Below are 23,536 nucleotides of genomic sequence, written 5' to 3'. Positions count from 1 at the left end.
GCTCGAGAGCGCTACCCCTGGTACGGTTTGAGTTCGGCCTCGGGGACCTTCGTGAGGTTGAACTCGGCGACGCGGTTGTCGAGCAGTTCCTCAGGGGCGTCGACGTGCCAGCGGTTGGCGTTGATCGCCCCGTAGTCGCCGGCGATGACGCAGTTGTACATCGGCAGCGTCTGATTGTACCACCAGGTCAGCCGCTGGAGGTACTTGTTGTCGCCGGTGAGGTGGAGCTGGTCGATCTCGTCCATGACGTTGATCTCCATCGTCTCCTCGGAGTCTGGGTTGCCGATCTCGGAGGGGACCTCGAACGTTTCGTTCGCGTAGTCGATGTGGTTCAGGTTGCTGAACCACTCCCAGACGAAGCCGACGTAGGTCAGCCCCATGATGGAGAACACCGGGTGGTTGTCGAAGATGATGTCGTGATCGCCGTTGAGCCGGCTCTCGCCGTACGTCGCCTCGTCCACCGCGTCGAGGTTCGCGGTGAACCCGAACTCCTCGAGCTGGTGCTGGACGGCGTTGAGTCCGTCGACCTGCACGCTGGTGCTCGATTGGGCCAGCAGATTGAGTTCCGCTGGGTCGCCGTTCTCGTCGTACCACTGGCCGTCGTCGCGCTGGTAGCCGGCCTCCTCCATGAGCGACGCGGCGCGATCTCGGTCCTGCGCGTAGTCGCTGTACCCCTCGATGTCGACCAGTCCCTCGTCGACCGCGGTCTGGTTGAGGAACGTCGACGGCAGTTCGTAGAGGTCGTACTCCTCGGGCACCGACGCCCAGAGCTCCTCCCGGTTGAGCGCGTACGCGATCGCGTGTCGGACCCGCTCGTCCGACGTGATCGGCTGGTTGGTCGGATTCTCGGCCGGCGAGTTGGGCCAGTCGTAGTTACCGAAGTTGTACAGGACCGACCAGACGTGATTGTAGTCCCGGTTGATCTCGTGGTGCTCCGGCAGCTGTTGCATGATATCGGGCGACTCGGGGAGGTTGAGCGCGATCGCGTCGACCGCCCCCTCCATGAACGCGAGCACCTGGTCCTCGTGTCGTTCGATGACGTACTCGGTAAAGTAGACGTTCTCCGCGTTGGGGTGGTCCTCGTAGATCTCTCCGACGAAGGCGGAATCCGTGACCTCCTTGATCTGGAACGGCCCGTTTCCGACGACGTCCTCGAGGGCGGGGGACCACTCCTGGAAGTCCGAGACGAGCTGCGACGCTTCGTCGGTCTCCGGATCCGCATCGACGAGTCGGTCGCGCCACTCGCCGAAGGACGGGGATCCCACGCCCTCCTCCTTGATCATGATCATGGCGGAGAGTTCGTTGACGAGGACGGATTCCAGCGCGTAATCGTCGCGGAGGTGGAACCGAATGGCGTAGTCGTCGACGACTTCGACCTCGGAGATGTAGTCGCTCGCGGGCGTATCCGGACTCGTAATGTCGGATATCGCGAAGTTGATGTCCCAGTCGGTCTTCCAGTCGTGGACGGTGACCGGGTCGCCGTCGTGCCACGTCCACTGGTCGCTGAACTCGACCAGTATCGACTCGTCCTCCTTCTCCCAGTTGTCCGCGATCACGCCCTGGAACGTGTCGTGGCTCTGGTAGTGAATCAGCACCGGATCGTAGATCAGCCCCGGCGGATCGAAGTTCGCCATCGCGCTGTTCGGATCGTACGGGTTCCACGACGCGTTCTGCATGTCGTAGGTCCCGCGGTGGAGCGCCTTGGTGAACTGCGTGTCGACGCGCTCGTCGACCGGTTCACGGTTGGCGTTGGCTCCGTTCCCCGAGCCGTTAGTACAGCCGGCGAGCGCCACTACCCCCCCTGCAAGCCCACTCTTTAGTGCAGTCCGTCGAGTAATCGCACTGTTCGAGCGATTGCTATTCGTTGGCATCGCTCACGTGTTCATGATATAACCATATATACTTTACTGATAAATTGGGCACGGACGCTGCAGCCCGTGAGATCGGCGGCCGCCGCGGAAAACTTATAGTTCGATGGAATCTCACACCCGATCGATGGATCGCACTCGACCGGTACTCAAGTTCGTGTTCGGCATCAACGTCCTCTTCCTGCTTCTCCTGGGGTTTTCGTACCCGTACCTCGAGCCCGGCACCGGCTCGTACGTCGCCGCGACGATGACGGCTGCCCTCTGCCTACTAATGCTGGTTCTGGTCGGTGTCCTCAGTTACTTCGAAATCGACGTGTTCGATCGATTCTGAATTGGACTCAGCGCAAGCGCCGTCAGTTCGGTCGCCGACCGCGCATCTTCCGTGGGCCGAGGGACGATCGGCGGGGTTCGCCGTCCGTATGGACGACCACCGGATCGACGACGCCGTGCGTCCGACGACGATCGCCCGCCCGTCGATATCGTCGACCGGGGAACGACGCCGACCGTCTCCGTCAGCGCCTCCACCGTCGACAGTCTCGTCGGCCTCGAGGACGGCGACATCGCGGCCGTCCGTGCGCATCATCTGCGCCTCACCATGGCTCGCTTATCTGTAGCTCCGGACGAGTGCGGCGGTCTCCGCCGTCAACCGACCGGCTGGAACCGGAACTCACCGTCGAGGCGGAACGCACCGGCGTCAGCATACCGTCCGGCGTGACCGGACTACTTCGCGTCCGTTAGCAACTGTTCGCCGGCGCACATTTACGGATGTACGGGCGTAAATCGACTGTTCCGATCGTCCATTTCATATCTCGAGGCGCCGTATGACGGGTTCTCCGTCCGAATAGCGGCCGTGTCAGCGTCTGTCCGTTCAGGCCGGACGAAATGTGACGGAAACGCCGATATCGTATTGGGAGACAGTGTCACGATTCTCCCGCGGACTCTCGAATCCGCTCTCACCGTACTCGACGCCACAAACGTCGTAGGTGGGTGGCATCGTCGGTTCGTCGACAGCGCCCGACGAGCCGAACGTTGCCCGTTCGGCCGTCGCCGCTCTCCGGATACAGCGCATGCCGAGCACGCGTTCCTCGTCGGCGACCGCGTAGCCGCGCTCGCGGATCTCCGCGAGTTCGGCCTTCGCTCGTCCTCGTCGGTGATCGTCCGCTCGGTCACGGCCGGCAATCCGTGTCGGTCGGAGAGGTCGTCGACCGCCGATTCCGGCCGGCGAAGGATCGCCTTGCCGAGCGTCGCCGTATGGAGGTGGACGCGCTTGCCGATGTGCGTATCGAGGGCCATGGCGTCCCAACGCTCGAACTCGGTGAGAAAGATCCCCTGCCGTGTCCCTCGATCAGCAGATTGGCGTGTTCGCCCACCTCCTCGGCGAGCTTTTTCAGCTCAGGGGAGGCGACCCGGTGCAGTTTCGTCCGACTGCGGGCGAATCCCCGAGCGCGAGAAACCCCGCGCCGACGCGGTAGGTCCCGCCCTCGGTGACCGGGTACTCGGCTTCGGTCAGCGTCCGGCGGTGGTCGTGGACCGTACTCTTAGGCATCTCGAGTTTGGCGGCCCGTATCAGATACCGAGAGTCGTGTGCCATCCGGGAACGCTACAGGCAGTACCGATATAATCGTTCACGGTCATTCGGCATCGCCGGATCGAATCGCCGGCGCTCGACTAGGTTGTGCCGTCACGTGGCGGAGGACGGTATCGGCGGGCCGTCTCTTACGGGTATCGTCGGGCTCTCCACGCCACCATTCGCTTCTCGAGAACAGTTCCCATATACTGAACCGATACGTCGTCGACTACTCCCGCGGTAGCCGCTGCTGGTCGATCCGCTGGATTGGAACACGGACGACACCTATATTCTTAAGTGATACTCCCTCGCATGACTGCGTATGGCTGGAGAACGTCCGCTAGCGAAACTGCTCCCGACCGTCGCCGAATACACGATCGACCTCGATTTCGAGGACTTCATTCAGGGCGAGCGGCCGATGGTCCTTCGCGGCTTGCTGGCGACGGACGACGAGGAACACACCGAAATCGCCGAGCGGTACATCGACTGGGCCGTCCGCTCGCAGTCCAGCGACGGGCTGATGGCTTACGGCTCGATCGACGTGGTCCCCGAGTGGGACGAACACCGCATCTTTCGGCCGATTCCGGACGCCGGCGCGGTCGCCGTCCTCGCACTGGAAGTCTACGAGAACGGCGGGCCCGACGCCTACCTCGAGGCCTGCCGCCGACAGTTCGAGTACCTCCACGAGGACGCCCCGCGAAGCGAGGACGGTGGGATCACCCACCACATGGACGACATCGAACTGTGGATCGACGCTATCTACATGATGTGTCCGTTCATGGCACGCTACGGCCAGATTACGGACACGCCCGAAGCGATCGACGAAGCCGTCGACCAGATCCTCGTCCACGCGAAGCACCTTCGAGACCCCTACACCGACCTCTACCGACACATCTGGCGCGAACAGCCAAACAGCTACCCCGACGGCTCGCTCTGGCTGCGCGGCAACGGTTGGTTCGCCACGGGCGTCCTCGATACGTTGGACTACGTCCCCGAGAACCACCCCGAACGCGACCACCTCGAGGAACTCGTCACCGACCACCTCCGGAGTATGGCCGACTACCAGGACGCCAGCGGCTTCTGGCACCACCTCATCGACGATGACACGATGTATCTGGAAACGTCGGGCACTCTCCAGTACGCCTACGCCTTCACCGAGGCCGTCGACCGGGGTCTGCTCGGCGAGGAGTACCGCGAAGTCGCCGAAGACGCGATCAGTGCGGCCAAGACGGTCGTCACTCCGGACGGCGCCGTCCAGCGCAACGCGGCGATGCCCGGTGGCCCGGAGGCCCCGCAGGCGATCAACCTCTACGGCCAGGGCTGGTTCCTGATCGCCGGCGAGCGCGTCCTCGAGTCGGACGCTGACGTCTGAGCGGCGACCCGAACGCGCTCTCACTCACGACGATCACCGACGCGCCCGAAACGAAGCCGTTCTTCACACCGATCGAAAAGCAGAATCAAAGCGCTCGATCGGTCTTTTCGTCGGTATCGACCGAAGCGAGGTTACAGGTGACTGCGCAGCGCCTCGTTCATCACCTCGAGCGGCGCCTCCTCGCCGGTCCAGAGCTCGAAGGCGTCGACGCCCTGGAACAGCAGCATCCACGCGCCGTCGATCGTCTGCGCGCCCGCGGCCGCCGCGTCCTGCAGGAACCGCGTCTCGAGCGGCTTGTACACCGCGTCGAAGGCGACGAGGTCGCCGTGCCAGGCGTCGGCCGGCGCGACCGACTCGTCGGATTCCAGCCCGACGCTGGTCGCGTTGGCGACGACGTCGGCGTCGGCCATCAGGTCCGGCAGTTCCTCGAGTCCGTGACCGGTCGCGCCCGGAACCTCGTCGGCGAGGTCGTGCGCCTTGGATTCCGTCCGGTTGGCGATCTGCACGTCGGCGCCCGCTTCCTCGAAGCCGAAGGCCAGCGCCCGGGCGGCACCGCCGGCGCCGACGACGACCGCGCGAGCGCCCTCGAGGTCGACGCCGTGGTGCTCGAAGGCCCGCAGCGTGCCGGTCATGTCGGTGTTGTATCCGACGGGTCCGTCCTCGGTGAAGTCGATCGTGTTGACCGCCCCGACCCGCTCGATTCGCTCGTCCGGTTCGGCGAACGCGAAGGCGTCGTGTTTGAACGGCAACGTGACGGTCAGGCCGTCGATGCCGAGCGCCTCGGCGCCGCGGAACGCGCCCTCGATCCGATCGGGATCGGCCTCGAAGGTGACGTATTTAGCGTCGATGCCGCGCTCGCGGAAGGCGGCTTCGTGCATCGGCGGCGACAGTGAGTGCTCGACGGGGTTTCCGATGATACCGTAGACGTCCATACCCGTGGTCGCGACGGCGAGGAAGATAATGTTCACGATTTGTTGGACGAGAACGCGAGACGGCCGTCGCGCCGCGGACCGCGAAGCGTGTCGAATGGGGAGGCCGTCGGCGAACCCCTCAGTCGCCGCGGACGAACGTGACCGGACACGGCGCGTTGCGGAGGGCGTACTGCGCGGGACTGCCGAATATCGCCTTCCCGGTCGGCGAGCGGTTCGGACCGGAGATGACGATGCGGTCGGCGTCCACCTCGGTCGCGGCGTTCACGATCGCCGCCCCGGTATCGTCGGCGATCCGACCGTGAACGGAGATCGGCATCCCGTAGTTTCGGCGCGGATCGCGCAGTTCGGCCGCCGTTTCGCGAACCGACCGCGACCGCTTCGCGAGTTCGTCCGGCTCCGGCGGCGATTCGGCGTCGTACTCGAGCCGGCGGACCGTCCGCTCGAACTCGTCCGGCGAAAAGGGACACACGAGATGCACGGTCGCGTGGGTCGGTCCGGCGACCGCCGCGACGGTGTCAGTCACGGCACCAATTTGGTCATTGTCTATTTCGGAGACAGCTAGTACGACCGACGTTATCGACTGGCTCGTTCCGTCGCCGACGCGGCGACGGGGCGGATTTCGGTTCGCTGAATCGGGCTCTACCATGGTGGATCGAACGAAATATTTGGGGTAATAGGGCTTGTTCGTCCGTTGCGTCGCGTCCGGGCGTCGGTCGTTCGGTGCATTGGTATCGGACGCTTCGCCGGCAGTCGTCGTGAGGGGACTGCTTGCAAAGTCGAGCCCTCGAATCGACAACATACCGAATATTCGATATACTTCCAGAATAGAGAGGTACGGCATGGCCGAACCCGATTCGACGAGGTTCTGATCAGCGGAGTCGGCCGAGCAGTTTGTAATCCCGATCGGGATCGTACCGACGGAACAGCATGCTGTTCGTCAGCACCGAGACGCTCGAGAACGCCATCGCGCCCGCAGCCAGCACCGGCTGCAGGAGCCCCAGCGACGCGAGCGGGATCATCGCCGTGTTGTACCCGAGTGCCCACACGAGGTTCTGCTTGATCTTCTGCAGCGTGGCGTCCGAGATGCGGATCGCCTTCACCACGTCCAGCGGATCGTCGCGCATCAGCGTCACGTCGGCCGCTTCGATGGCGACGTCCGTTCCCGAGCCGATCGCCGTCCCGACGTGGGCGACGGCGAGCGCGGGGGCGTCGTTGACGCCGTCGCCGACCATCATGGCCTGTCGACCCTCGTCCTGGATGCGCTCGACCGCGTCGGACTTGTCCTCCGGGAGGACCCCGGCGCGGACGTTTTCGGGGTCGATCCCGACGCGTTCGGCGACGGCTCGAGCGGTCCGCTCGTTGTCGCCCGTGATCATCATCACGTCGACGCCGCGCTCTCGAAGGGCGGCCACGGCGTCGTCTGCCGTTTCCTTCACCGTGTCAGCGTCGGCGACGACGCCGATTAGCTCGCCCTCGTAGGCGACGAGCATCGCCGTCTTCCCCTCGTTCTCGAGGCGTTCCATCGTCTCGGCGGCGGGCGACGGATCGATTCCCTCGTCCCGCAGCAGCTTGCGGTTGCCGACTAGCACCTCGCCGCCGTCGACAGTCGCCCGGACGCCGTGGCCGGGGACGTTCTCGAACGCGTCGGGGTCAGTGACGTCGAGGCCGCGTTCCTCGGCGCCCTCGACGATCGCCTGCGCGAGCGGGTGTTCGCTACCGCTTTCGGCCGACGCCGCGAGTCGGAGGACCTCGCCCTCCGAGAGGTCGGATCGAGCCGCGAGTTGGCCGCCGTCCGGCGCCGTCTCGCCGCCGTCCGGCAGCGAGGCCCCCTCATCGAAGGCGACCACGTCGGTGAGTTCCATCTCGCCCTCGGTGAGCGTCCCCGTCTTGTCGAAGACGACGGTGTCGACGTCCTTCGCGCGCTCGAGGACGTCGCCGCCCTTGAACAGGACGCCGTTCTGCGCGCCGATGGTCGTCCCGACCATCGTCGCCGCAGGCGTCGCGAGCCCGAGTGCGCAGGGACAGGCGATCAGCACCGCGGACGCGAAGACGATCACCGCGAACTCGAAGACCGACACGCTCCCGCCGGCCGGCGCGGGACCGCCGGCGACCTGGCCCCACACCGGGAGCCAGTCGACGACGCCGGCCAGCGCCTCCGGGAACAGGAACCAGACGGTCCCCCAGAACAGGGCGTTCGCGATGACCGCCGGCACGAAGTACGCGGAGATGCGGTCCGCGAGGTTCTGAATCTCGGGCTGGCGCGACTGGGCGTCCTTGACCGTCTGGACGATCTGCTGGAGCGCCGTGTCCGAGCCGACCTTCGTCGCCTCGACGACGAGGACGCCGTTCTCGTTGATGGTCGAGCCGACGACCTCGTCGCCTTCCTCCTTTTCGACGGGGACGGACTCGCCGGTGACCATCGACTCGTCGACGGCCGACTGCCCGTCGACGACGACGCCGTCCGTGGGAACCTTCTCGCCCGGCCGGACCTTCATCCGGTCGCCGACCTCGACGTCCTCGAGCGGGACCTCCTCCTCGCTGCCGTCCTCGCGGACGATCGTCGCCGTCTCGGCTTCCATCTCGAGGAGCTTGCGGAGCGCTTCGCCGGCCTGGCCCTTCGACCGGGCCTCGAGGTAGTTCCCCAGCGTGATGAACACGAGGATGAACGCGGCCGTGTCGAAGTAGACGCCGCCGGCGATGAGATCGAGCAGGACCGCCACGCTGTAGATATACGCGGTGGACGAGCCCAGCGCGATGAGCACGTCCATGTTGGCCCGCCCGTTCCTGACGAGCGCCTTGTAGGAGTTCCTGTAGAACTGCCAGCCGAGCACGACCTGGACGGGCGTCGCGAGCGCGAACTCGACCCAGCCGAACTCGAGGCCGAAGACCGCAGCGGGGAGGTAACTGCCCGCCAGCAGGAACCGATCGGCCAGGAAGAACAGGAACGGAGCCGACAGCACCGCCCCGAACAGCGTCAGTCGGAGCTGCTTCCGAATTTCGTCCTGTCGGGCCGCGTCGCGGGCGTCTCGCCCCGACCCCTCGTCGTGGCTCTCCTCGCGGACCGGCGAGTAGCCGGCGTCCTCGATGGCGTCGTACAGGTCCGCGAGCGAGGCCTCCGCGGGGTTGTAGGTGACCTGCGCCTCGTCGGTCGCGTAGTTGACCTCCGCGTCGACGACGCCCGGCGTCGACTCGAGCGCGGTTTCGTTGGTCTCCGCGCAGTTGGCACACGACATGTCGGCGATGGCGATCGTCGCCGTCTCCGAGACGGCGCCGTAGCCGGCGTCGTCGATCGCGCCGTAGATCTCCGCGAGCGATACCTCGTCGGGGTCGTAGGTGACCGAGCCCTCGTCGGTGGCGTAGTTGGCGTCGGCCTCAGAGACGCCGTCGAGGGACTCGAGGGTGTCCTGAATCGTCGCCGAGCAGTTGGCGCAGGACATCCCCGTGATATCGAGGTGGGTAGTTCGGGTGGCCATACTATATCTTGTATCATACTATGGGCCTCATCTTTACGCGGTTTATGCCTTCGATGTGCCCGCTACGGGCGCCGATTCGCTTTCGAATCCAAAGCGTCGTCAGACGCCTTCTTCCAGTTCCCGGTATCGATCCTCGAAGCGGGTGCGACAGGAGGGACAGCAGAAGTGGTAGACCTCGCCGTCGATCCGCGACGTTTCGCCCTCGCTGTCGACCGTGTTCCCGCACTCGGCACAGGAGAGCGCGAACTCGACGCCGTCGATCGACGGGGTCCACTCGACGCGGTCGACCAGCGTCACCGTGTAATCGGTCACCGTCACGTCCTCTAACAGCGTCTCGAGCCACGTGCGGACGTTCTGGGCCTCGATGCGCGCGTAGAACCAGAGGTCGCCCTCCGCCGTCACGAACACGTGTTCGACGCCGTCGGCGTCGCGGACGCGCTCGCGGGCCGGCTCGAGCGACTCGGACGGAAGCTCCGTCCGAATCAAGACGGGAACGCCGGCCCGGAGCTGCGACCGGTTGACGTCGATCGTGAAGTTGTTGATGACGCCCGCCTCCTGCAGCCGTTCGACGCGGTCCGAAACGGCCGGTCCCGACAGTCCGACCTGTTCGCCGATCTCGCTGAACGGTCGACGGGCGTTCTCGGCCAGCAGCGACAGGATCTCCATGTCCGTTTCGTCCAACTCGCGCATGGACTCGCTACGCGCTCAGGATACTATACTGTTTCCTGCGATCCACTTTGGATCGGTCGGGTTCGAGGGGCGCAAAACGTTCGAATCGAAGGGAAAACCCACAAAGATCAGGGTCCGTTACCGTCATTCGACCATGAGTCAGACGATCACCGTCGAAGGAATGTCCTGCGAGCACTGCGAACAGACCGTCGAAGACGCCCTCGAGGACGTCGAGGGCGTAACGAGCGTGAGCGTCGACCGCGAGACGGAGTCGGCCACCGTCGAGGGGGACGCGGACGTCGACGCGCTCGTCGACGCCGTCGACGACGCCGGGTACGAAGCGTCGGCGTAGGGAGCGGTCACCCCGTCCGTCCCGTTCGATCGCGAGTCGCCGTCCGCTCACATGTACATTCGATCCTCGGGGAAATCGCGGCCGCGGACCGGTTGGTCGCGCTGCCGAAGCGCCGTCATTCGGTCCGCGAGCTCCTCGTAGTACCGGTGCATTTCCTCGGAGCGACGACGGAGCTCCCCCTCGTCGATTTCGACAGGGTAGAGCGATTCGATGCCCTCCAGAAGCGTCAGCGCCGCGTCGAAATCCGGGCCGGGCGGATGGGCCGGCGTCACGAACACGCCCACCGACGGGCGAGACGCCTCGAGGCCCGAACGAGCAACTCGCCGTTCACGCCGTCGAGGACGCCACCGGGGAGCGGCTCGAGATCTGACGGCGCCGTCTCCTCGAAGCGGTCCTGCCGGTACGACTGCGTCGCGGCGTAGAACAGCCGATGTTCCGTTTCGCTGTGAGGGAACGGCACGCCGTGGAGGACGCCGAGTTCCTCGATCCCGCGATCGGTCGCCCACTCGAAGACCGCTTCGGCGAACGGGTCCGCGACCGAGACGGGGACGAAGACCTCGCTCACGAGGATCGTGATCGACGTCTCCTCGACCGCGTAGAGGCGGATCGGATGCCGCGGCGCTCCCGCCTCGACCGGCGTCCCGATCGGCAGGTTTCGAGCGGCGACGTGGCCGATCTGCGTCGTCTCGAGGGACGTTACGAGGTAGTCTGCGGCCGTGAGACTCGCCGTTCCGACGTCGGTGAGCCCGATCAGGAGGACGTCGCCGACCGGTGCGTCGTCGGCTACCCGTATCTCGAAGGAGGGGTCTCGAGGCATAGTCTGCGTTCGTGAGACGCCATTATAATTGCCCGCCCTCGATTCGCACCGCACCGGTTCGACGCTCACGAATCCCGAAACGACGGTATTCGACACCGTCTTGGTCCCCGGGCTGGTTAGTACTCCCACCGATGTCCGGTGGCGCGAACCGCGATTCCGTCGATCGACTCACGGCCCTCCGTCGGCGGGTCTGTCCGGTGCTCCACGAAATCGCGGGCCGGTTCGGCGGCTACGTCCAGTGTACCATGCACTCGGCGGAGTACGTCGGGACGGTCGAACGGACGCTCGACCGATACCGGACCGACCTGCGGGAGATGGGCTTTCGTCCCGAACCGATCGCGGCGCTGAAGTGCCACCGCGACGGCCGCAAGTCCGCCGGCAGCTGGGTGTTCCGACGGTCGCTTTTCGCCGACGAGCAACTCCACGTGACGCTCTTTCGCGCCGGCACGAACGCCATCGAGACGTACGCACACTGGGAATACTCGTGGATCAGACACCCGATCGACCACTACCGCGTGCTCGTCTGGGACACCGTCCGCGGCGTCGAGACGATGCGATCGTTACTGCGGACCCACGGGATCCCGTTTCGGACGACGACGCCGTAATGATTTACCGCTGGCCGTGGAAGGACGGTCGAGTGGTCACGCACGTCGCCGCGTTCACAGACACCTACCTGCCGACGGTCAACGGCGTCACGTACACGATCGACCTCTGGCGATCGCGCTGGACCGAGCAGCGCGGTCGGATGACCGTCGTCTATCCGCGCTCCCGCGGTCACGACGCCAGAGCGGGCGAACGGCCGGTACCGAGCGTCCCGGCGCCGACGTACCGCGGCCACCGGCTCGGCGTGCCGATCGCGCCGGCGGCTCTCCCGACGCCCGACGTCGTCCACGTTCACTCCCCGTTCACCCTCGGCCTCGCCGGGATCCGCTTCGCGAGACGGTCGTCGGTTCCCGTCGTCGCGTCGTACCACACCGTGCTCGCCGATCGGCTCGCACAGCGGGTCGGTCACCCCGCGCTCGCCGCAGGCCTCCAGAAGGCGTGTCTTCGATACGAGCGGCGCTTCTACGACGCGGTCGACCTCGTAACGGCGCCGACGGCGGCCGCCCGGCGGTACGTACGAACGGCGATCGATCCGACGACTGCCGTCGAAGTCGTTTCCAACGGCATCGACACGGACACGTTTCGGCCTGTCGACTCCACGGCCTTCGAGGCGGCGTACGACATCGACGGTGACTCGCCGCTCGTCGGCTACGCGGGGCGACACAGCCCGGAAAAGTACCTCTCCGAACTGCTCGAGGCGGCCGCCGACACGGACGTGACGGTCCTCCTCGCCGGCGACGGACCGTCCCGGCCGCAGCTCGTCGAACGGGCGCGGACGCTCGAGTGCGACGTCGCGTTTCTCGGCGTCCTCCCCCGGGACGCGCTACCGGCGTTCTACTCGGCGCTCGACGTCTTCGCGTTTCCCGGCCGCATCGAAACGCAGGGACTCGTCGCCCTCGAGGCGAACGCCTGCGGAACGCCGGTCGTCGCCGCGGACGCGGGCGCCTTGCGCGATACCGTGATCGACGGCGAGACCGGGTACCGCTATCCGCCCGGCGATGTCGCGGCGCTGCGCAGGGCGATCGACCGAACGATGGCGGAGCAGGATCGGCTCCGCGAGCGGTGCTTACGGCGTCGGGAGACGATCGCGGTCGAGCGCTCGTTGGACCGACTGGCGACCCTCTACGAGCGCGTCGTCCGGACCGCCGGCTCGTAGCCGGTTCGTATCAGTGCGTTACTACCGACCGCGGCGCGCTCGGCGCTCGACGCGAGCGGGCGCCGACGGTGATTGCTGGCCGCACCGCGTCACGTCACGGTACGGGCACGCGACGCCACGTGGATCGTCTCCCGAGACGTGGCCACTAACGTCCGATCAGCGCTCGTCCGACAATCGGGTCACCGTCTCGCTGATCTGCTCGACCTTCTCGGCTTGCTCCTCGTTAGTGGCGGCGACGTCCTCGATCTCGTCGGCGACCTGATCGGCCTGCTCGAGGAGTTCGTCGACCAGCGACGCGACCTCCTCGGTGCTGGCGGCCTGATCGTCGGTCGCGTCGGAGACCTCCCGAACCCCCTCCGATGCCTCCTCGACGGCGCGGGCGATGTCCTGCAGGGTTTCCATCGCGTCGTTGACCTGCGTGATTCCGCGGTCGATCTCCTGGGTCGTTTCCTCGAGGCTCGCGACCGTCTCGGCGGTGTCGGTCTTGATCTCGTCGACCAGCCCTTCGATCTCGCGGGCGTGCTCCTGGGACTCCTCGGCCAGCGATTTGACCTCGTTCGCGACGACGGCGAACCCGTCGCCGTCCTCGCCGGCGTGTGCCGCCTCGATCGAGGCGTTCAGCGCCAGCAGGTTCGTCTGGTCGGCGATGTCGTTGATGACGTCGACGATCTCGTCGATCTCGTCGATTCGGTCCTCGAGTTGCGAGACGTCGGCGGCGACCTCGGCCGTCGAGGAATCGATCGACTGCATCAACTCGATCGCTTCCGTCGCCGCTTCCCGCCCCTCCTGTGCCTGGCTTTCGGCCTCGGCGCTGGTCGCGGCGACCTCCTCGGCCGTCGAGGCGATCTCCTCGACCGTCGCCGACATGTCCGCGACCTCGCTGGTCACGGTCTCCATCGAGTCGGCTTGATCGCGGGCCTGCGCGCTGATCTGCTCGGAACTCGCGGCGACGTCGCCGACCGAAGCCTCGAGGTCGGCCAGCGGTTGCTGCACTTCCTGGCTGACCTGTTCCATCAACGCCTCCTGCTCGTCGATGACGTCGTCGAGGCGCTGACTGTAGGAGTGGATGTAGGTGTCCATCGCCACCTGCTGGTCGAGGTTCGTCATTTTCAGGAGCGAGAGGGTTCGAGCCGCGAACTCGTCCAGTACTTCGGCCGGCGACTGCGCCTCCCCGTCGCCAGCGTTGGCCGTCGTCTCGTCGTCGGTCTCGGGCAGTTCGGCTTTCAGATCCGCAGCCATCGCCTCGAGCAAGTGCTCGTAGAAGACGGAATAGGCCCCGAGGTAGATCTTCGGGCCCAAGTCCAGCATATCGTGGATCTTTCCGATCCGCGCGCGCTGTCGGAAGTACGATTCGTCGTACCGTCCGGCAAAGAGGCGCGTGAGATACTGGCGCTGCGTCTGTTTGAGCTGGTCGACCGTTTTCGTGGAGCGATCGAAGATCTCGAGCGTCTCGTCGTACGACTGGAGGTTGTCGTAGAAGTCGTCGACCGTCTCGTCGATGACCGGGTCGACGACGTCGGCCAGCGCCTGCAGCCGCTGCCGGTCGGCATCGTCGAAGCCGGTGAAGTCCTTGCGCCACTCGATCTCCCGCCCGTCGATGCCGATTTCGGCGGCCAGTTGCGCCCCGTCGACCCCTCGTCTGACGGCCGGCGTTATCCGTTCGTCCCCTGCGTTCATTCGGCTACAATTCGAAACGCGAGCCGGGTATAAGTATCGGCCAAATGGGGGGACGGCGTCGGGCCGGGCTACCTGCCGGCCCTAGTCGAAGAACCGGTCGGGCTTGAGCCGGGAGAGCCGCATCGCGTTGCCGGTCACGCCGAGGCTCATCCCCATGTCGCCGACGACGACGGCCATCGCGACGCTGACCAGCCCCAGCGGGACGCCGAGCGCGAGCAGGAACTTCACGCCGAGGCTCGCCCAGATGTTCTGCCGGATGACGCCGTTGGCCGTGTTCGAGAGCGCGTACAGGTAGGGAAGCTTGCCGATGTCGTCGCCCATCAGCGCGATGTCGGCCGTCTCGAGGGCCGCATCCGTCCCCGCGGCACCCATCGCGACGCCGACCTCCGCGGTGGCGAGCGCCGGCGCGTCGTTGATCCCGTCGCCGACCATCGCCACGTCGCCGTACTCCTGCTGCAGGGCCTCGACGGCGTCGACCTTCTCGTCGGGCAGGAGTTCGGCGCGGTACTCGTCGACGCCGACTTCGTCGGCGATGGCTTGGGCGGTGCCCTCGTTGTCGCCGGTGAGCATTACGACGCGGTCGACGCCCAGCTCGCGAAGGCGAGCGACGGCCCGCTTGGAGGCGGGTCGGACCTCGTCGGCGATCGCGATCGCGCCCAGCAGTGTCGACTCCGTACCGACGAGGACGACGGTCTTCCCCTCCCGCTCGAGTTCGGCGAGCGTCTCCTCGCTGAACCCGGTCTCGTCCTTCGCGTCCGAGCCGACGGCGACCCCGCCGTCGGTCTCAGTTACGCTGCGCGCTCGAGAGAGATCGAAGCCGAGGTCCTCGAACAGCGCGGGCTTGCCGGCGTAGTAGGTCTCGCCACCGTCGGACGAGTCCGACGAGCCTCCGGCTTCGCCGGAGACGTCGATTTCGCCGCGGATTCCCCGGCCGGTGAGGCTCTCGAACGACGACGGCTCGGGGAGGTCCGCGATCCCCGCCTCGTCGGCGCGATCGAGGATTGCGTCGGCGATCGGGTGTTCGCTGCGCCGTTCCAGCCCGGCGCCGTACCGGAGGACGTCGCTCTCGTCGGCGTCGCCGAACGGAACGACGTCAGTGACGGCGAGTTCGCCCTTCGTGAGCGTGCCGGTCTTATCGAGGGCAACGGCGTCGACTTCGCCCATCGCCTCGAGGTAGTTGCCGCCCTTGATGAGCACGCCGTTTTTCGCTGCGCTGGTGATCCCCGACACGACCGAGACGGGCGTCGAGATGACGAACGCGCAGGGGCAGGCGATCACCAGCAGCGTGAGTCCGCGCACGAACCACGTCCCCCAGTCGGCGGCGAAGACGAACTCGTAACCGGCGACGGTCGTCGAGACGGGATCGCTGATGAGAAGCGGCGGCACGGCGGCCGTCAGCATCGCCAGGGCAACCACCAGCGGCGTGTAGTAGCCCGCGAACCGGTCGACGAACTGCTCGGTTTCGGTCTGCTTCGCCTGCGCGCCCTGCACTAACTCGATGATCCGCGAGAGCGTCGAGTCGCCCGCCGTCGAGGTGACTTCGACCTCGAGGTAGCCCTCCTCGTTGATCGCGCCGGCGAAGACCTCGTCACCGGCCGTCTTGTCGACGGGGACGCTCTCCCCGGTGATCGGCGACTCGTCGACCGCGCTCTCGCCCTCCCGGACGGTTCCGTCGAGGGGAATCTTCTCGCCCGGGCGGACGACGACCGTTTCGCCGACGTCCACGTCCTCGGCGGGCACGGTCACTTCCTCCCCGTCGCGGCGGACCGTCGCCTCGTCGGGGGAGAGTTCCATCAACTCGCGCAGGGAGTCGCGGGCCCTGTCCATCGCGTAGTCCTCGAGCAGTTCGGCGACACTGAAAAGCACCGCGAGCGTCGCCGCTTCGACGAAGTAGCCGATCCCGGTGGCGGCGATAATCGCCGTCCCCATCAGGAGATCGATGTCGAGGCTCCGGGCCTTCGCGGAGTAGTAGCCGCTCCGCACGACCGGCACGCCGCTGGCTGCGACGGCCCCGAGAAAGAGCACGTCGGCGATCGAGAGCGGCGCGCCGAGCACGCTCGCGACGGCGACGTTCTGCGCCTCGAGGACGAACTCGAAAGCGAGACCGAGGACGACGAACGCGGCACCGAGCCACGTCTTCGTCGCTCGCGGACTCGTCCAGACCTCCGACGGCGGTGCGACGTCGACGCCGTCGGCCGACTCGCTCGCCGCTGCGTCGGCGTCGGCGCCAGCGTCACTGCCGGTACCGCCCGTCACCTCGTACCCCGACCCTTCGATCGCCGCCACCACGTCGCTCTCGGCGGCCCGCTCGGGATCGTACGTGACGGTCGCCGTTCCGGTTGTCGGATTGAGGTCCGCATCGACGACGCCCTCGACGCGCTGCAGGCTCTTGTCCACCTTCCCCGCGCAGGAGGGACAGTCCATCTCGGGGACTGCGAGCCGGGCAGTCAGCGTCTCCGTCCGCTGTCCGCCCCCGTCCCCGCTTGCCTGCCCCACTGCAGTTTCGTCGGTCATTACGTCGAGCTAAGGGCGTCATTTCGATAAGCCTTCGTTGGAATATTCCAACTCGAGGCGAGCGGCGTCAGCGATACGAGCGGAGAGGACGTGAGAAACGCAAAGCAACCGCTTCGCACCTTCCTATACACTCGAGCGACGCGGGTCACATATCTACGTCTTCGAGAACGGTCGCGTCGGTGCTGAGAATACGGAGGTCACCGTTCCCGCACGTGCAACCGGTAGCTCGTTCGCTCCCGATCGGTCGTATTTCACCGTCGGGACCGAGCCGAACCGCGTGAGCAGTCCCGCAGTTTTCACACACTGCCGCTGCCCGTTGTCGCTCACCCTCGTCGACCATGCGGCTTCGGTTTATGTGATGATCTGAGTTAAAACCCTCTTACAGCGATCGAGAGATAGTACCTCGATGATCGTTTCGCATGCAGGTAGCGCTCCCGTGAATTGAGAGGCGATCGTCCGACGTGTGACGCCCGAGACTCGTCGCAATCAGCGACGGCGAACCCAGAAGCATCGGGTCCCCGGGAGGACTAGTTCGTTAGTAGCCCAAGCGATCGCGGACGAGCACCACGGTAGTGCGCCCCTCCTCGAGTTCCTGCCGGAAGATCAGCTGTTTGGCGATCGCAGACTCGACGCCGTAGGCTTCCTTGGCGCGCTCGTTCTCGAGCGGGTAGGCGACCGACTCGAGTCGGTCGAGCGCGTCCTCGAGCGTCGGAACGATCTTGTTCACGCCGCTGACGATGACGACGTTGCTGGCGGCGAAGGGATACGCGCCGATGCGGCTGCCGGAGCGGTCGGCCGCGACGAGTTCGCCCGTCTGTGCGATGGCGTTGATCCCGCCGAGGAAGTAGTCGGCCGTCTGGGACTCGCGGCGGGCGGCCTGACGCTCCGCGTCGTCGTCGATGCTCCAGATTTCGTCGGGGAGACTCTCCCACTCGTGGTCGCCCTCGCTGAGGTACTCGACGAAGCCGATCTCCTCGAGGGTCGTCGAGTGGCCGTTCATCACGGACGCTCCGGCAGGGATGAGCGACTGTACCTCCGCGAGCGCGTCCTCGGCCGAGTCGACGACGACGACGTCGAACCCGTTGGCCTCGAGGTTTTCGACGGTCTCCTCGAGGTCTTCGTCGGTCGGCAGTTCGTCCAGTGATTCGTCGATGGCAGCCTCGTCCGCGTAATCTACTTTTTGTTGTGACATATTCGATGGCGGTTGTGTCGACGTGGAGTATTAGTCAGAGACGGGCCATAAGTGCTCGCGGACACCGATGTCGGCTACTAACACCGGTGTTACTTACTATCCAGCGGACAATCGGACGGGGAAATCGTCACCAGACCGGTACTTCTGATTCTTTTCCAGAGACGAACACGCCCGTCCACACTGCTTAGTGTCGACCTAGTTGCTCTCCACGGTAACTGCCTCGTCGTCCCCTCGAACGGTGATCCGCGCGTCGGTTGGGTCGCGCTCGCCCGTCCCGACGCGAACGAACAACGTTTCACGATTCTCTGCACCGTTGCCCCCCTCAGCGGTACCGATCGAGATCGATCCGTCGATCCGTTCACCGACGTCGAGACGGAGCGAATCGACGTGGAGGTACCGTGCGCCGCTCGAGTGCCGCGCCTGCAACGCGAGAATGCGGGTCGTTTCGAACGTCGTTTCGTCGAGAAAGTCGAGGAGGGCTTCACCGTCGTTTTCGCGAAGGTACGCCCGGTTGACGTCGGGGTCCGACGGGGAGTCAACGACGGCGACGGAGTACTGCACCTCCGAGTGACGTCCGAGCCCATCGACGAGGGGGCTCTCCTCCCGCCAGCTGAGTTCGACCATCCGCTCCGAATCGTAGACTTCCCCGGGATCCGAACCCGATCTACCGACGCCTAAACAGCCCGGTGCAAGGAGAGCGAAAGCGCCGGCAGTCGCGAGGAAAACGCGGCGATTCATGTCTACATTCCTACCGCCGCTTGGAAGTACTTTTTCCATACTGATCGGTAGAGAGCCAGAGCGGGCAACAGCGGCCGTCAGCACTCCTCAGAGCGGTTGGGACGATTCGCTCGTGACCTGCCCGTCCGCGACGTACTGCTTCGCCAGCCGTTCTTCCGCGCGTCGCAGGCGGTAGGTGAGCGTCGACCGCGGCACCTCGAGATGATCGGCGAGTTCGCCGACATCGACCGCCCGCGGCGACTCGTAGTAGCCGTGTTCGACGGCCGCCCGCAGCGCCGCGTCCTGTTCCGGCGGGAGGTCCCCGCCGTCGGCCGGTTCGCTCCCCGTCGGCTCCGCCTCGGCGGTCCGGAGCATCTCCATTCGCGCGCAGTCGCCGACGGCCGTCTCGAGGTCGTCGAAGAACGCGCTCACGTCGCCCTCGCCGGAGTGGATGAGCCGCCAGGTGTAGTGACGGCCCTCGTGGCGCGTCTCGAACAGCACGCCGCTGCCGAGGTGCTCGAGCGCGATGTGAGGAACGGATTCGCAGTCTGGCGTCCGTTTCCAGTAGGAGTAGAGCACGAGCGTGTCGGCGGCGTGTTCGAGGACCTGCGTCGTCTGGACGGCGCCGCAGTCGCCGGTCGCGAGACAGTCCGCGTAGTAGTCGGCGGTGATGAAGGCGTCCTCGATGGCCGCGAGCGCGTCCGGGTCGCCGGTCGCGTGATCGACGCGCCAGAGCTCCTCCGTAGTGGCGTGCAAGGAGAGCGACCGGATCCGGGCGTCGGGGTGGTCGGCGAGCGTATCCGCCACCCTGTTGCAGCCGGGTTCGTACTCGAGGGCGAAGACGAGTTCTCGCATGCGATTCCGTAGGGAGCGGCGACGTAAAACGCTGCGGCGCGATGGAGGACCCTCGCGCCCGACCGCACAGACTCGAGAAGGCGGCACCGGAGACCGACGGTATCGGTGTCGGTAGCTGAGTGATCGAAGCCGAGACGCGTTCGAGCGGCGTTCGCGTCAGTCGTCCGTCTCTTGCGGTCCGAATTTGTAGGCGTCCTCGTCGGCCGCGCGCTCCTCCGAGCCGTGGTGGGTTACCGCGTAGAAAATCAGCCCGAGCCCGGCCGCGATCAGGAGTCCCTCCGCGGTCTGGAGCCAGAGCAGTTCGGTTCCGTCGATGTTGAAGTCGCCCCGGACGACTAACTGATAGCCCGGTTCGACGAGACCGCCGAGGACCACGGCGACGAATCCGATCGTCGCCGTCAGATACGACGTCCGGTCGTCGCTCTGGCGGTACGCGGCGTAGCTCAAGACCACCAACACGCTGCTGATGACGAACAACAGGGTGTTGGCGATTATGAAAGCCCACAGCTCCGGCGGGTTACTATTCATACGACGGTTCCCTCCAGAAATCCGGCCAGCCGGCCTCCGCGGTGGAGTCCGACCGCAGGTTCTCGTAGGCTTCGCCTAACCCCGTCAAGAACCCGTCGTACGAGTCGACGATACGATCTTCGGATTCGTAGAGCACCGCGAAGACGTCCTCGGCCGCCGGGTGGTCCGCGTACGCAACTCGATCGGTTCGCGGATCGAGTTCGACGAGGTCGTCAGCGGCGAGCGCGGGCAGATGGACGTGGTACAGTGACGCGACTACGTCCTCGATCGCGTCGCTGTCCGGCTCGAGATCGGTGTCCGCGGAACGCAGCAGTTCCACGGCGACGTCTCGGCGCGTCATCGACGCCCGAGCCTCCCTGAGAACGGTGAGGAGAACGCGACGGGAGTCGCTGGCGAGGTGCGATAGCACCGCGTCCAACCCGTCGATTTCGAGTTCGAGCAACCGCTCGAATCGAGGATCCGCGAGCGCCGGATGAGTGGTCGCGCCCACAGTCTCGTCCGCTCTGTCCCACGCGATCAGATCGGCGGCGGCTAACTTCGGCAGGTGACTGTGAACGAGGACCGTCCGGACGGCGTCAGCGGTTCGATCCCGTTCGGATCCGCTGTATTCGGTCATCTCGAGGTGAGATACCAGCTCGCGCTCGGTAACAGATGTATTCCGGTCGACGAGAAACCGAAGTATCACCCGACGGGGACCGGCCGCGACGGCCTCGAAAACGGGATGGGGGGAGCGACGGTCGACTCGATCGGAATTCATTGAACTTCCGTTATGGTATCGAGGGTTAAATGGGTTCACACTGTGGTCCGAACGGACCGATTACCGCCTCGGGGATCGACGGCCGATTTCGATCGTCGTCGACGAGCGAACGACGGACAGGGTTACGGGGGTGACAGGCCGAAACCAGGTTCCGGAACGGGCCCAGTGTCCCCGGGCCGCAGTCGGGAACGCTCCCGGGAGGTGGGAGAACCCACGGCCCGGCGGTGACCGTTACGTCGTACTTACTAGTGTCGGATTCTGATAACAAATCCTATATGGTGCAAGGACAGTTCTTAACCCTCTATGAGGCTTCTATTCGATGGAGTGATCTTGTCATGACAGAAGATAATAATTGGCGTCTCGGCGATTCGGACGATTCGCGCCGATCATTCATGAAGAAGGGTGCACTCGCGTCGGGCGCGCTCGCCCTCGGCGCATCGGGGATCACAACGGCGCAGGACGACGACGGCGGCGTCGGCGACCTCGACGACGCCTGGAAGGCGCTCATTCAGATCAGTAACTTCCGCCCGAACGCCAAATTCACGTTCGTCTCGGGAGTCATCAACTGGGTGCCCAACTACGGAGATATACAGGACAGTTGGTTCTCCGAATACAACACGTATCAGATCCGGTGGCTGAACACTGACGAGATCGTTCCGCTGTACGTCGCACAGGACGCGAACATCGGCGAGTACGACGAGGAGCTCGGATTTATCCCCGACGCCGATGACGACCAGAACCAACCCCAGCTGTTCGAGATGAACCGAGAGTGGACCCCGTTCGGCGACAACAATACCCTCATTACTGTCAACGCCAGTCCGGTCAGCGAAGAGGAGGAGGATCAGATCCTCGAGACCGAGGACTGGTGGCAAACCAGCGGATAAGCGGTCGGACCGCCGTTCCGGTGGCGGACCGACGCGACTCGCTACTTTCTATACGACCGACGGGAGAGCGCAGTCCGTGACTGGCGGCTAGACGGCGCAGAGTGGTCGGCGGGGACGAGTCACCGCCGCGCCGTGGCCGGCGTTCCGGCGATCCCGTCAGATGACGTCGTCCGGATCGTGGATCTCGGCCATCCGCTGCGCTTCGGCGGCGTACTGTTCTCGCCGGTCGGGATCGTCGACCGAGCCGAGATTACCGGGCGGGACGTCGACCGCGGCGGTCGTATCGCGGACGTCAGTAAACGACGTGAGCGCCCGTTCCTTTCGGAAGTACCGCTCGCCGTCGACGGTGGCGTACGTGAGGATGATCATGTTCTGTTCGTCGTCGGAGTACGTCCGTTCGACGAGCCATACCCGAACCTCGTCGTCGGAATCGCGTTTCATACCGTATCGTTACGCCGAGTCGATATTCAGCGTGGTGCCGGACCGCTCACCGATCTCGCGGCGTCCGTTCCGCGATCGGAGCGTGTACGTTCCCGCCGCCTCGAGACCCCCGACGCGACGGTGACCGACTTTCCGAATCGAAACGGCTTCGTTCGAGTCGTCGAACCGTCACGTATGCAGGCTGAAAGGATCGATCCGCAGGCGAAGGCCGCGCTCGAGCGCCAGGAGCGAATCCCGTTGCCGCACAACCGCTACGGACTGAAGCTACTCAGACTGTTCAGTCACGTGATGTCGCGGATCCGGAACCGAAACGGGCCGAGCGTCGGGCGGACGATCGACCGGACGATCCCCGGCCCCGACGGCGACCGCGACGCTCGGCTCTACCTCCCGTCCGCGAGCGGACCGCATCCGACGATCGTCTTCTTCCACGGCGGCGGCTTCGTGCTGGGGAGCATCGAAACCCACGACTGGCTCTGTCGGCACCTCACTCGAGCGAGCGGTTGTGCCGTCCTTTCGGTCGACTACCGACTCGCTCCTGAGCACCCCTTCCCCGCGGCGGTCGAGGACGCGTACGCCGCCGTCGAGTGGGCGGCCGCGAACCCCGACATGGTCGCCGGAAACGGACGGATCGCGGTGGCGGGCGATTCGGCCGGCGGGACGCTCGCCGCCGTCGCCGCGCTCATGGCCGCCGAGCGCGACGGTCCGGCGATCGAGTATCAGGCGCTGCTCTATCCGGCCGTCGGGATCGATCGGGAGCAGGCGTCAGTCCGGGAACACGCCGGACTCGTCCTCGACGAGGACGACATGGAGTGGTTCGACGAGTGCTACTACCGGACCGAGATCCACCGCCGTAACCCCTACGCGGATCCGACGAACGCCGGCGACGTCTCCGGCGTCGCGCCGGCGACGATCGTCACTGCCGGCTTCGACCCGCTCCGGGACGGCGGAAAGGCCTACGCCGAACAGCTCGTCCGCGACGGCGTCCCCACGCGCTACGAGAACTACGAGGACATGATCCACGGCTTCATGACGATGCGCGACGTCGACCGCGCGCTCGAGGCGATCGCGTCGGTCGGCGATGACCTTTCCGAGGCACTTTGCACGGACTGATCGCCTGACCGGACATTGTAGTCGAAATATACTAGAGCGTGTAGCCGAGAGT

23 protein-coding genes are annotated in these 23,536 nt (G+C 65.6%); 7 read left to right on the top strand and 16 right to left on the bottom strand.

The genetic code is table 11. The features are described 5' to 3' along the window. Window positions 1-11: 11 nt before the first annotated feature. Entirely contained in the window at window positions 12-1,871 is a 1,860-nt protein-coding gene (locus ACYQ26_RS06950) for an ABC transporter substrate-binding protein (RefSeq protein ID WP_459808145.1), read from the bottom strand. 124 nt (window positions 1,872-1,995) lie between these two features. Between ACYQ26_RS06950 and ACYQ26_RS06945 the strand changes: the two genes are divergently transcribed. Next, window positions 1,996-2,199 carry a hypothetical protein gene (locus tag ACYQ26_RS06945; RefSeq protein WP_459808143.1) on the top strand — a complete coding sequence of 68 codons (204 nt, stop codon included), beginning with the start codon at window positions 1,996-1,998 and terminating at the stop codon, window positions 2,197-2,199. Window positions 2,200-3,255: 1,056 nt separating this feature from the next. On the opposite strand, the gene ACYQ26_RS06935 is transcribed toward ACYQ26_RS06945, so the two are convergent. Then, window positions 3,256-3,459: a hypothetical protein gene (locus ACYQ26_RS06935; RefSeq protein ID WP_459808141.1), complete on the bottom strand. Its 204-nt coding sequence runs from the start codon at window positions 3,457-3,459 to the stop codon at window positions 3,256-3,258. A 298-nt stretch (window positions 3,460-3,757) separates the two neighbouring features. On the opposite strand from ACYQ26_RS06935, the gene ACYQ26_RS06930 reads away from it, so the two are divergent. After that, the gene (locus tag ACYQ26_RS06930) at window positions 3,758-4,807 is read left to right on the top strand and encodes a glycoside hydrolase family 88/105 protein (RefSeq protein ID WP_459808140.1); all 1,050 of its coding nucleotides are present in this window, start codon (window positions 3,758-3,760) and stop codon (window positions 4,805-4,807) included. A 131-nt stretch (window positions 4,808-4,938) separates the two neighbouring features. Here the strand turns inward: ACYQ26_RS06930 and aroE are convergent, their stop codons facing one another. The 4 genes from aroE to ACYQ26_RS06910 all read right to left on the bottom strand — a co-directional run bounded on the left by aroE (window position 4,939) and on the right by ACYQ26_RS06910 (window position 9,902). Next, window positions 4,939-5,739, bottom strand: coding sequence for a shikimate dehydrogenase (gene aroE, locus ACYQ26_RS06925; protein WP_459808139.1), 801 nt, complete (start codon window positions 5,737-5,739; stop codon window positions 4,939-4,941). Between the two features lie 118 nt (window positions 5,740-5,857). Continuing rightward, window positions 5,858-6,385 carry a universal stress protein gene (locus tag ACYQ26_RS06920; RefSeq protein ID WP_459808138.1) on the bottom strand — a complete coding sequence of 176 codons (528 nt, stop codon included), beginning with the start codon at window positions 6,383-6,385 and terminating at the stop codon, window positions 5,858-5,860. A 223-nt stretch (window positions 6,386-6,608) separates the two neighbouring features. After that, the gene (locus ACYQ26_RS06915) at window positions 6,609-9,212 is read right to left on the bottom strand and encodes a heavy metal translocating P-type ATPase (protein ID WP_459808137.1); all 2,604 of its coding nucleotides are present in this window, start codon (window positions 9,210-9,212) and stop codon (window positions 6,609-6,611) included. A 99-nt stretch (window positions 9,213-9,311) separates the two neighbouring features. Next, a complete protein-coding gene (locus ACYQ26_RS06910; RefSeq protein ID WP_459808136.1) occupies window positions 9,312-9,902 on the bottom strand; it encodes an AsnC family transcriptional regulator in 591 nt (196 codons plus the stop codon). A 133-nt stretch (window positions 9,903-10,035) separates the two neighbouring features. Here ACYQ26_RS06910 and ACYQ26_RS06905 point away from each other — a divergent pair, with 133 nt between their 5' ends. After that, on the top strand, window positions 10,036-10,233 hold the full coding sequence (locus ACYQ26_RS06905; RefSeq protein ID WP_459808135.1) for a CopZ family metallochaperone: 198 nt from the start codon (window positions 10,036-10,038) through the stop codon (window positions 10,231-10,233). A gap of 47 nt (window positions 10,234-10,280) precedes the next feature. Here the strand turns inward: ACYQ26_RS06905 and ACYQ26_RS06900 are convergent, their stop codons facing one another. Then, window positions 10,281-10,511 (bottom strand): hypothetical protein, encoded by a 231-nt coding sequence (locus ACYQ26_RS06900; protein WP_459808134.1) that lies wholly within the window; start codon window positions 10,509-10,511, stop codon window positions 10,281-10,283. Next, the gene (locus tag ACYQ26_RS06895) at window positions 10,502-11,050 is read right to left on the bottom strand and encodes a proteasome assembly chaperone family protein (RefSeq protein ID WP_459808133.1); all 549 of its coding nucleotides are present in this window, start codon (window positions 11,048-11,050) and stop codon (window positions 10,502-10,504) included. The genes ACYQ26_RS06900 and ACYQ26_RS06895 overlap by 10 nt, the downstream gene beginning before the upstream one ends. Before the next feature lie 131 nt (window positions 11,051-11,181). On the opposite strand from ACYQ26_RS06895, the gene ACYQ26_RS06890 reads away from it, so the two are divergent. Beyond that, a complete protein-coding gene (locus tag ACYQ26_RS06890) occupies window positions 11,182-11,655 on the top strand; it encodes a hypothetical protein (protein WP_459808132.1) in 474 nt (157 codons plus the stop codon). A gap of 32 nt (window positions 11,656-11,687) precedes the next feature. Then, window positions 11,688-12,809 carry a glycosyltransferase gene (locus tag ACYQ26_RS06885; protein WP_459808131.1) on the top strand — a complete coding sequence of 374 codons (1,122 nt, stop codon included), beginning with the start codon at window positions 11,688-11,690 and terminating at the stop codon, window positions 12,807-12,809. 156 nt (window positions 12,810-12,965) lie between these two features. Here ACYQ26_RS06885 and ACYQ26_RS06880 read toward each other — a convergent pair whose 3' ends face one another. The 7 genes from ACYQ26_RS06880 to ACYQ26_RS06850 form a co-directional block, all read right to left on the bottom strand. Then, window positions 12,966-14,486, bottom strand: a complete 1,521-nt coding sequence (locus ACYQ26_RS06880) for a globin-coupled sensor protein (protein ID WP_459808130.1) — start codon at window positions 14,484-14,486, stop codon at window positions 12,966-12,968. A gap of 81 nt (window positions 14,487-14,567) precedes the next feature. Beyond that, a complete protein-coding gene (locus ACYQ26_RS06875; protein ID WP_459808129.1) occupies window positions 14,568-17,000 on the bottom strand; it encodes a heavy metal translocating P-type ATPase in 2,433 nt (810 codons plus the stop codon). Between the two features lie 535 nt (window positions 17,001-17,535). Next, a complete protein-coding gene (locus ACYQ26_RS06870) occupies window positions 17,536-18,192 on the bottom strand; it encodes a lactate utilization protein (RefSeq protein ID WP_459808128.1) in 657 nt (218 codons plus the stop codon). Between the two features lie 195 nt (window positions 18,193-18,387). Continuing rightward, window positions 18,388-19,014, bottom strand: coding sequence for a hypothetical protein (locus ACYQ26_RS06865; RefSeq protein ID WP_459808127.1), 627 nt, complete (start codon window positions 19,012-19,014; stop codon window positions 18,388-18,390). A 3-nt stretch (window positions 19,015-19,017) separates the two neighbouring features. Then, window positions 19,018-19,764: a helix-turn-helix domain-containing protein gene (locus ACYQ26_RS06860; RefSeq protein ID WP_459808126.1), complete on the bottom strand. Its 747-nt coding sequence runs from the start codon at window positions 19,762-19,764 to the stop codon at window positions 19,018-19,020. A gap of 156 nt (window positions 19,765-19,920) precedes the next feature. Beyond that, on the bottom strand, window positions 19,921-20,292 hold the full coding sequence (locus tag ACYQ26_RS06855; protein ID WP_459808125.1) for a DUF7521 family protein: 372 nt from the start codon (window positions 20,290-20,292) through the stop codon (window positions 19,921-19,923). Further along, on the bottom strand, window positions 20,285-21,049 hold the full coding sequence (locus tag ACYQ26_RS06850) for a DUF7344 domain-containing protein (protein WP_459808124.1): 765 nt from the start codon (window positions 21,047-21,049) through the stop codon (window positions 20,285-20,287). The genes ACYQ26_RS06855 and ACYQ26_RS06850 overlap by 8 nt, the downstream gene beginning before the upstream one ends. Window positions 21,050-21,384: 335 nt before the next feature. Between ACYQ26_RS06850 and ACYQ26_RS06845 the strand changes: the two genes are divergently transcribed. Beyond that, window positions 21,385-21,933, top strand: coding sequence for a twin-arginine translocation signal domain-containing protein (locus ACYQ26_RS06845; protein WP_459808123.1), 549 nt, complete (start codon window positions 21,385-21,387; stop codon window positions 21,931-21,933). Window positions 21,934-22,089: 156 nt separating this feature from the next. Here ACYQ26_RS06845 and ACYQ26_RS06840 read toward each other — a convergent pair whose 3' ends face one another. Beyond that, window positions 22,090-22,374, bottom strand: a complete 285-nt coding sequence (locus tag ACYQ26_RS06840; RefSeq protein ID WP_459808122.1) for a DUF7967 family protein — start codon at window positions 22,372-22,374, stop codon at window positions 22,090-22,092. A gap of 174 nt (window positions 22,375-22,548) precedes the next feature. Between ACYQ26_RS06840 and ACYQ26_RS06835 the strand changes: the two genes are divergently transcribed. Then, entirely contained in the window at window positions 22,549-23,484 is a 936-nt protein-coding gene (locus ACYQ26_RS06835; RefSeq protein WP_459808121.1) for an alpha/beta hydrolase, read from the top strand. The last annotated feature ends 52 nt before the right edge of the window (window positions 23,485-23,536 follow it).

Source organism: Halopiger thermotolerans, assembly GCF_054654555.1.
This window is presented reverse-complemented; position numbering and strand designations above follow the sequence as displayed.

Bases quoted from the DNA above. Each gene is read 5' to 3' on its own strand.
- ACYQ26_RS06905 (WP_459808135.1), top strand. From the start codon at position 10,036: ATGAGTCAGACGATCACCGTCGAAGGAATGTCCTGCGAGCACTGCGAA.
- aroE (WP_459808139.1), bottom strand. From the start codon at position 5,739: ATGGACGTCTACGGTATCATCGGAAACCCCGTCGAGCACTCACTGTCG.
- ACYQ26_RS06950 (WP_459808145.1), bottom strand. From the start codon at position 1,871: ATGCCAACGAATAGCAATCGCTCGAACAGTGCGATTACTCGACGGACT.
- ACYQ26_RS06835 (WP_459808121.1), top strand. From the start codon at position 22,549: ATGCAGGCTGAAAGGATCGATCCGCAGGCGAAGGCCGCGCTCGAGCGC.
- ACYQ26_RS06845 (WP_459808123.1), top strand. From the start codon at position 21,385: ATGACAGAAGATAATAATTGGCGTCTCGGCGATTCGGACGATTCGCGC.
- ACYQ26_RS06880 (WP_459808130.1), bottom strand. From the start codon at position 14,486: ATGAACGCAGGGGACGAACGGATAACGCCGGCCGTCAGACGAGGGGTC.
- ACYQ26_RS06875 (WP_459808129.1), bottom strand. From the start codon at position 17,000: ATGACCGACGAAACTGCAGTGGGGCAGGCAAGCGGGGACGGGGGCGGA.
- ACYQ26_RS06945 (WP_459808143.1), top strand. From the start codon at position 1,996: ATGGATCGCACTCGACCGGTACTCAAGTTCGTGTTCGGCATCAACGTC.
- ACYQ26_RS06870 (WP_459808128.1), bottom strand. From the start codon at position 18,192: ATGTCACAACAAAAAGTAGATTACGCGGACGAGGCTGCCATCGACGAA.
- ACYQ26_RS06850 (WP_459808124.1), bottom strand. From the start codon at position 21,049: ATGAATTCCGATCGAGTCGACCGTCGCTCCCCCCATCCCGTTTTCGAG.
- ACYQ26_RS06860 (WP_459808126.1), bottom strand. From the start codon at position 19,764: ATGCGAGAACTCGTCTTCGCCCTCGAGTACGAACCCGGCTGCAACAGG.
- ACYQ26_RS06895 (WP_459808133.1), bottom strand. From the start codon at position 11,050: ATGCCTCGAGACCCCTCCTTCGAGATACGGGTAGCCGACGACGCACCG.
- ACYQ26_RS06855 (WP_459808125.1), bottom strand. From the start codon at position 20,292: ATGAATAGTAACCCGCCGGAGCTGTGGGCTTTCATAATCGCCAACACC.
- ACYQ26_RS06910 (WP_459808136.1), bottom strand. From the start codon at position 9,902: ATGCGCGAGTTGGACGAAACGGACATGGAGATCCTGTCGCTGCTGGCC.
- ACYQ26_RS06935 (WP_459808141.1), bottom strand. From the start codon at position 3,459: ATGGCACACGACTCTCGGTATCTGATACGGGCCGCCAAACTCGAGATG.
- ACYQ26_RS06930 (WP_459808140.1), top strand. From the start codon at position 3,758: ATGGCTGGAGAACGTCCGCTAGCGAAACTGCTCCCGACCGTCGCCGAA.
- ACYQ26_RS06915 (WP_459808137.1), bottom strand. From the start codon at position 9,212: ATGGCCACCCGAACTACCCACCTCGATATCACGGGGATGTCCTGCGCC.
- ACYQ26_RS06890 (WP_459808132.1), top strand. From the start codon at position 11,182: ATGTCCGGTGGCGCGAACCGCGATTCCGTCGATCGACTCACGGCCCTC.
- ACYQ26_RS06920 (WP_459808138.1), bottom strand. From the start codon at position 6,385: ATGGTAGAGCCCGATTCAGCGAACCGAAATCCGCCCCGTCGCCGCGTC.
- ACYQ26_RS06840 (WP_459808122.1), bottom strand. From the start codon at position 22,374: ATGAAACGCGATTCCGACGACGAGGTTCGGGTATGGCTCGTCGAACGG.